Raw genomic sequence first — 6,591 nt, forward strand, 5'->3', positions numbered from 1 at the left:
AAATAAACCGCAAACGACAAGGACATAAGAGAATCGATTACGATCGTCTTGAAGATCAAAGGAGGCAGCGCCTCGGCATCGGACATCGTCGCCGGCGCCCTGCAGGATCAGAAACGCGCCGTGGTCATGGGCACCACCAGTTTCGGCAAGGGCTCGGTACAAACCGTGCTGCCGCTGAACAACGACCGCGCACTGAAGATCACCACGGCGTTGTACTTCACGCCGAATGGCCGTTCGATCCAGGCCCAGGGCATCGTTCCGGACATCGAAGTGCGCAAGGCGAAGATCACCAACGAAGCGGACGGCGACTACTTCAAGGAAGCCGACCTGCAGGGTCACCTAGGCAATGGCAACGGCGGCGCCGACAAACCGACCGGTTCCGGCGCCAAGGCCAAGGCCATGCCGCAGGATGACGATTACCAACTGGCCCAGGCCCTGAGCCTGCTCAAAGGGCTGAGCATTACGTCCGGCCGCTGAGGATGTCTCTGCGTTTCGTCTTCGTTCTGTTGTGCTGTCTGGCGGGTGCTGCTTATGCAGAGCCCGCTGGTTCGACACCTCACAAAGCCTACCTGACACTGATCATCGATGACCTGGGGCAAAACCTGCCCCGGGATCGCCGCGTGCTGGCCTTGCCCGGTCCGGTGACCACGGCGATCATGCCCGACACCCCGCACGCCACCGAATTCGCCCGGGAAGCCCATCGCGCCGGCAAAATCGTGATCCTGCACATGCCCATGGACCCGGCCACCGGGCCGTATGCCTGGCACCCCGAACTGCCCATCGAAGAACTTGAAAAACGCCTCAACGCCGCTTTCAAAATGGTCCCCTACACCGCCGGCATCAATAACCACATGGGCAGCCGCATGACCGCGCAACCAGTGGCGATGGCGTGGTTGATGGCTGAATTGCAGCGCCGCCACAAGTTCTTCGTCGACAGCCGCACCAGTGCGCAAACCGTGGCGGCGCAACAGGCGCAGAAGATCGATCTGGCGAGCGTGTCGCGGGATGTGTTTCTCGATGACGAGCGCACCGAAGCGGCAATTTTCACCCAATTGCAGACGGCGATCAGCCTGGCGCACAAACAAGGATCGGCGGTGATGATCGGCCATCCGTACCCGCAGACCCTCGCTGTGCTGGAGCGCGAGCTGCCCAAGCTCAAGGCTCAGGGCATCGAATGGATCGACATCAAGCAAATGATCAGCGTGCGCAGCAATCGCGCTATGGCCAGTCATGGCAAAAACGGCGTGTATCGGTAACACGCGGTCACCACGCAATACATAGTTACCGCCAGAGGTTGGGCCTACATCCGGATAGTTAGACCTGCAACAGGTTGCGACTCCCTGAGTCGCCTTTCAACTATCAGGAGTGACTATGACGACGCATGACGATACCGCTGTGCCAGCCGGGCAAATGGAGCCCATCCGCCACGACAACCTGCTGATCAACTTCACGACGGAGTTTCTCCGCATCTGGGACACCCACGGTTCACGGGCAAAAAAGGCCGCGATCTGGCGTCCGACCCCGGCCGCTGATGTGCTTCCCGGCTATTTTCCATTGGGCGACGTGCTCATTGATAACCACGACAACATCACTGGCAGGCATATCGTGGCCGTGGTTTGCGAGGCTGATACACCCAGCGCAGATCCTGCCAAAGGCAAAGCACTATGCCGGCCTGTCGACTACGAACTGATCTGGGAAGACACCGGATCGGGATCGAAAAAGGACGGAGCGATCTGGCGCCCCGTTCCTCCCGAAGGTTACGTGGCGCTGGGATCGGTATGTTCCGACGGCCATCAAAAACCTTCTTTCAACGCCGTCCGCTGTGTCCGTGCCGACCTTGTGATCGCTTCTGGTCTCAGTGAACAGACATGGAATGACAGGAGCAGCGGCGCTCGAAAAAGCATCAGCACCTGGAGCGCCATTCCGCCATCGGCACCAGCGGATGAGATTTACTTGGTGCCCGGCACCTTTGTCGGCTGTAGCGGTTATTCCAGACCCGACAACTTGTTTGCCTATTCGCTGCGCATTCGGATTTCGCTCGAGGTCAATCCTGCCCCCACCTTGCCCGTGCTCGACAGTGAAATACCTCCCTGTGCGCAGGTACCTGAACACCCCACACAGACCGCTAGGCTTCCATGGTTCGCGGTGAAGGACCCACAGCTTTCCAGACGCGAGCAACTGCGAGAGTCACCTTTCTATCTTCTGCAACGCACGGATTACTATCAGCTCGTCGGCCATTGCAAGAACGGCCAAGATGACGCTAGACCGATTCGCTGGACGGCACCCCGCGCCCAGAGATCGGAAAACCTGCGCACCTTCACCCAGCTCACCTCGATCGAGTTCGGCGCTCAATGGCAAAGCAACGCTCGCCAGCCTTTCCTGTTTTCGGCGCGGTTGAACAATGCTTTTACCCAGTGCGAAATTCAGTCGAATGAATGGCTCAACCCCGCGCCAATCGAGGTCGCTGCCGTTATGGCAAAAAACAGCTCGATAGGGGTCTATCTGATGCAAAGTGATTATGTGCTGCTACGCGCGGACGGTACGCACGTTACCGACGACGTCAGTTACACCGATGGCAACAGCTTGCACATCAGCCAATACACGCCGACGGAGCCTGAAGTAATTGTTGTGCCTTTGGTTGAACCGGCAGTACAGGCGATCATCGATACGTCATCGGCAGACAACGAGGTCACCGCGCCATTACCAGAGCCGGAGCCAGACTTGCCGAACGCTACAGATACCTTGCCATGATGTCGTCAACCACGCCTTCTTTGCGCAACTGATCGAGCGCAGCCTGAAGCTTGGCCACAACTTCGTCGGAGACGTCCTTGTTCAGCGCCAGATACAGCTCGGCGCTGTTGAAACGCAGCACGGTCTTGAGTCCGGTCACGCCATCCTGCCGCGCCAGATAACGGCCGGCAGGATCGCCGGTTGCCCACAGATCGATCTGACCGTTGACCAGTTTCTTCGCATTGTCCTGATCACGCAGCACGACCACTGGCTTCAAGCCCTGCTTGGTCAGCGTCTCGGCAATCGCATCGCCCTTGTAGGCACCGATCCGGTACTTGCGCGCGTCATTGAGGGTTTCGAGGGTGATCTTGCTGTCAGCCTTGGCCAACAGGATCCAGTCGTCGGGGCCGATCGGGCCTACCCACTTGAAGAGTTTTTCGCGATCCGGCAGCCGCGCCATCACGAACGCACCGTAACCGGGGTTTTCCAGGGCCAGTTTGTAGACGCGCTCCCAAGGGAAACGCAGGGTCAGGCTGTAGGTGATGCCGGCGCGCTGGAACATCTCGCGCACGATGTCGGTGGCAATACCGTTGATGTTCTCGCCCTGAGCGAAATTCTTGCCGTTCTTGGCCATGTTGTACGGCGGGAAGTTTTCGGTGAGGAGCACCAGATCGGTGTCAGGACTGTTTTCGGCCCGGGCAGTATTGAGCAGCAACACACAGGCACTGGCGAGAACAAGAAGCAGGCGTTTGATCATGTCGGGCTACCGAAATCCATGGCGTGCCCAAGAGTGCCTTGGGTACGCCATGCTGTCCACTGGCCTGTACGGTTTAGCGCATCACAATCCCGCGTTGCGCCATATACGCCTTGGCTTCCTGCACGGTGTATTCGCCGAAGTGGAAAATACTCGCCGCCAACACGGCGCTGGCATGGCCTTCGAGGATGCCGTCAGCCAGATGCTGCAGATTGCCCACACCGCCGGAAGCGATCACCGGAATGCCCAGTGCATCGCTGATGGCGCGGGTCACGCCGAGGTCGAAGCCGTTTTTCATGCCGTCCTGATCCATGCTGGTCAGCAGGATCTCACCGGCGCCGAGGCCTTCCATTTTCTTCGCCCACTCGACCGCGTCGAGGCCGGTCGGCTTGCGGCCGCCGTGGGTGAAGATTTCCCAGCGCGGGGTTTCGCCGGGGCCGGAGACTTTCTTGGCGTCGATGGCGACGACGATGCATTGCGAGCCGAAATGCTGCGCCGCTTCACCAACGAATTCCGGATTGAACACCGCAGCGGTGTTGATCGAAACCTTGTCGGCACCGGCATTGAGCAGGTTGCGGATGTCCTGCACGGTACGCACACCGCCACCGACGGTCAGCGGGATGAACACCTGGCTGGCCATGCGTTCAACGGTATGCAGCGTGGTGTCGCGGCCATCGACGCTTGCGGTGATGTCGAGGAAGGTAATCTCGTCAGCACCCTGTTCGTCATAGCGACGGGCGATTTCCACCGGGTCACCGGCGTCGCGGATGTTCTCGAACTTCACACCTTTGACGACCCGGCCGTTGTCCACGTCCAGGCAAGGGATGATGCGTTTGGCCAGCGCCATGGTCAGTCCTCAGCCTTGGTACGAATCGCAGAAAGCTTGCGCTTCGGCGACGTCGAGAGTGCCTTCGTAGATCGCCCGGCCAGTGATTGCACCGATGATGCCCGGCGCCTTGGCGTCGAGCAGCGACTTGATGTCACCGAGATTGTGGATGCCGCCGGAGGCGATCACCGGGATCTTGGTGGCAGCGGCCAGTGCGGCGGTGAACGGCACGTTGCAGCCCTGCATCATGCCGTCTTTGGCGATGTCGGTATAAACGATCGAAGACACGCCATCGGCTTCAAACTGCTTGGCCAGATCGATGACTTGCACGGTGCTGATTTCAGCCCAGCCATCAGTGGCGACAAAACCGTCCTTGGCATCCAGACCCACAATGATCTTGCCCGGGAACGCACGGCAGGCTTCAGCGACGAACGCCGGATCTTTCACGGCTTTGGTGCCGATGATCACGTAGCTCACGCCCGCCTTGACGTAATGCTCGATGGTTTCCAGCGAACGGATGCCGCCGCCGATCTGGATCGGCAGGGTCGGGTAGCGCTTGGCGATCGCGGTGACCACTTCGCCGTTGACTGGCTGACCTTCGAACGCACCATTCAGATCGACCAGATGCAGACGACGGCAACCGCCCTCCACCCACTTGGCAGCCATGCTCACCGGGTCATCGGAGAACACTGTGGAATCTTCCATGCGGCCCTGGCGCAGACGTACGCAGGCACCGTCTTTGAGATCGATAGCGGGAATAATCAGCATGCTTTTTCCTTCGTCAAAAGAGCGGCAAGCTGCAAGCCATAAGCTGCAAGCGCGCACGCGCGTCTATCTCTTGCAGCTTGCAGCTTGACGCTTGCCGCTGCTCTTAATTTTTTTCGAGCGCCCACAGGTCGCTTTCGATGCTTTCAAACCGCTCCTTGAGGTGGGTCTGCACATCGAAAATCGCCCTGTTGTAATAGTGCGGAGCAATTTCGCGGGTAAACAGCTCAAGAATTTCCGCCGCTTCAAACGAGCCGAGGTCGAGTTCGAATCGATCCTCCATGAAGCGTTTGATCTTGTGATTGGCCTCGCTCTCCTGCTCGGGAGTGAGGGTCAGGATCGGCGGTTTCTTCTTGATAGCCATTACCAGCGACCGTCCCACGCCGCGAAGTTCTGCAGCAATTGCAGGCCATGGGTATGGCTCTTCTCCGGATGGAACTGCACGGCGAAGCGCGAGCCTTCGGCCAGCGCTGCGGCGAAATCGACACCGTAATGACCGCCGCCCACCACCTGACGCGCGTTGGCAGCGGCGATGTAGTAGCTGTGCACGAAGTAGAAACGCGCCATGTCCGGAATGTCATGCCACAACGGGTGGCTGACCTTCTGTTTCACTTCGTTCCAGCCCATGTGCGGGACTTTCAGGTGTTCGCCGTCCTCATGCAGGTCTTTGCCGAAGAACTTCACCGCGCCCGGGAACAGGCCGATGCAGTCGACGCCGTCGTTCTCTTCGCTGCTGTCGAGCAAGGCTTGCATGCCGACACAGATGCCGAGAAATGGACGATCCTGGCTGACTTCACGCACCAGCGAGTCGAAACCGAGACGACGGATTTCCGCCATGCAATCGCGAATTGCACCGACGCCGGGGAATACCACGCGGTCGGCTTCGCGGATCACGTCCGCATCGCTGGTGATCAACACCTTGCCGGCACCGACGTGCTCGAGGGCCTTGGCCACCGAGTGCAGGTTGCCCATGCCGTAATCGATAACTGCAACCGTCTGCATTACAGAACGCCTTTGGTCGATGGCATTTGCCCGGCCATGCGCTCATCCAGCTCCACGGCCATGCGCAGGGCGCGGCCGAAAGCCTTGAACACGGTTTCGATCTGGTGGTGGGTATTGGTGCCGCGCAGGTTGTCGATGTGCAGGCTGACGAGTGCGTGGTTGACGAAGCCCTGGAAGAATTCCTGGAACAAGTCGACGTCGAAACCGCCCACGGTGGCGCGGGTGTACGGCACGTGCATCTGCAGGCCTGGGCGGCCGGAGAAGTCGATCACCACACGCGACAGTGCTTCATCGAGCGGCACGTAGGCGTGGCCGTAGCGACGGATGCCTTTTTTGTCGCCGATGGCTTTGGCGAAGGCCTGGCCGAGAGTGATACCGACGTCTTCCACCGTATGGTGGTCGTCGATATGCAGATCGCCCTTGCATTCAATATCCAGGTCGATCAACCCGTGACGGGCGATCTGATCCAGCATGTGCTCAAGAAAAGGAACACCGATATCGAATGCAAGGGCGA

The 6,591-nt window shown here is 59.3% G+C and carries 8 protein-coding genes and 1 pseudogene; 3 read left to right on the forward strand and 6 right to left on the reverse strand.

Annotation, left to right across the window (positions count from 1 at the left end; translation table 11 throughout):
* Nucleotides 1-9: 9 nt before the first annotated feature.
* The 3 genes and pseudogenes from ACIONG_RS16000 to ACIONG_RS16010 all read left to right on the forward strand — a co-directional run.
* A pseudogene (locus ACIONG_RS16000) lies at nucleotides 10-477 on the forward strand (S41 family peptidase); the annotation flags it as partial.
* Between the two features lie 2 nt (nucleotides 478-479).
* Complete coding sequence (locus ACIONG_RS16005) at nucleotides 480-1,256, forward strand: divergent polysaccharide deacetylase family protein (RefSeq protein WP_401300885.1); 777 nt, start codon at nucleotides 480-482, stop codon at nucleotides 1,254-1,256.
* A 115-nt stretch (nucleotides 1,257-1,371) separates the two neighbouring features.
* A complete protein-coding gene (locus tag ACIONG_RS16010) occupies nucleotides 1,372-2,751 on the forward strand; it encodes a Vps62-related protein (protein WP_401300888.1) in 1,380 nt (459 codons plus the stop codon).
* Here the strand turns inward: ACIONG_RS16010 and ACIONG_RS16015 are convergent.
* From ACIONG_RS16015 to hisB, 6 genes are all read right to left on the reverse strand, one after another.
* On the reverse strand, nucleotides 2,732-3,487 hold the full coding sequence (locus tag ACIONG_RS16015; RefSeq protein WP_315445267.1) for an ABC transporter substrate-binding protein: 756 nt from the start codon (nucleotides 3,485-3,487) through the stop codon (nucleotides 2,732-2,734). The genes ACIONG_RS16010 and ACIONG_RS16015 overlap by 20 nt on opposite strands.
* 73 nt (nucleotides 3,488-3,560) lie before the next feature.
* Complete coding sequence (gene hisF, locus ACIONG_RS16020; protein ID WP_003220755.1) at nucleotides 3,561-4,331, reverse strand: imidazole glycerol phosphate synthase subunit HisF; 771 nt, start codon at nucleotides 4,329-4,331, stop codon at nucleotides 3,561-3,563.
* Nucleotides 4,332-4,340: 9 nt separating this feature from the next.
* Nucleotides 4,341-5,078, reverse strand: a complete 738-nt coding sequence (hisA, locus tag ACIONG_RS16025) for a 1-(5-phosphoribosyl)-5-[(5-phosphoribosylamino)methylideneamino]imidazole-4-carboxamide isomerase (RefSeq protein ID WP_003220753.1) — start codon at nucleotides 5,076-5,078, stop codon at nucleotides 4,341-4,343.
* A gap of 103 nt (nucleotides 5,079-5,181) precedes the next feature.
* The gene (locus tag ACIONG_RS16030) at nucleotides 5,182-5,439 is read right to left on the reverse strand and encodes a DUF2164 domain-containing protein (RefSeq protein WP_103304196.1); all 258 of its coding nucleotides are present in this window, start codon (nucleotides 5,437-5,439) and stop codon (nucleotides 5,182-5,184) included.
* Nucleotides 5,439-6,077, reverse strand: coding sequence for an imidazole glycerol phosphate synthase subunit HisH (gene hisH, locus ACIONG_RS16035; protein ID WP_103304195.1), 639 nt, complete (start codon nucleotides 6,075-6,077; stop codon nucleotides 5,439-5,441). Before hisH ends, ACIONG_RS16030 begins: the two co-directional genes overlap by 1 nt.
* Nucleotides 6,077-6,591: imidazoleglycerol-phosphate dehydratase HisB (hisB, locus tag ACIONG_RS16040; RefSeq protein ID WP_401300893.1), on the reverse strand; the 515-nt coding region annotated here is incomplete at its 5' end. The genes hisH and hisB, both read right to left, overlap by 1 nt.

The sequence above is a fragment of the Pseudomonas sp. NPDC087817 genome (assembly GCF_044742875.1).
Classification (GTDB): Bacteria; Pseudomonadota; Gammaproteobacteria; order Pseudomonadales; family Pseudomonadaceae; genus Aquipseudomonas.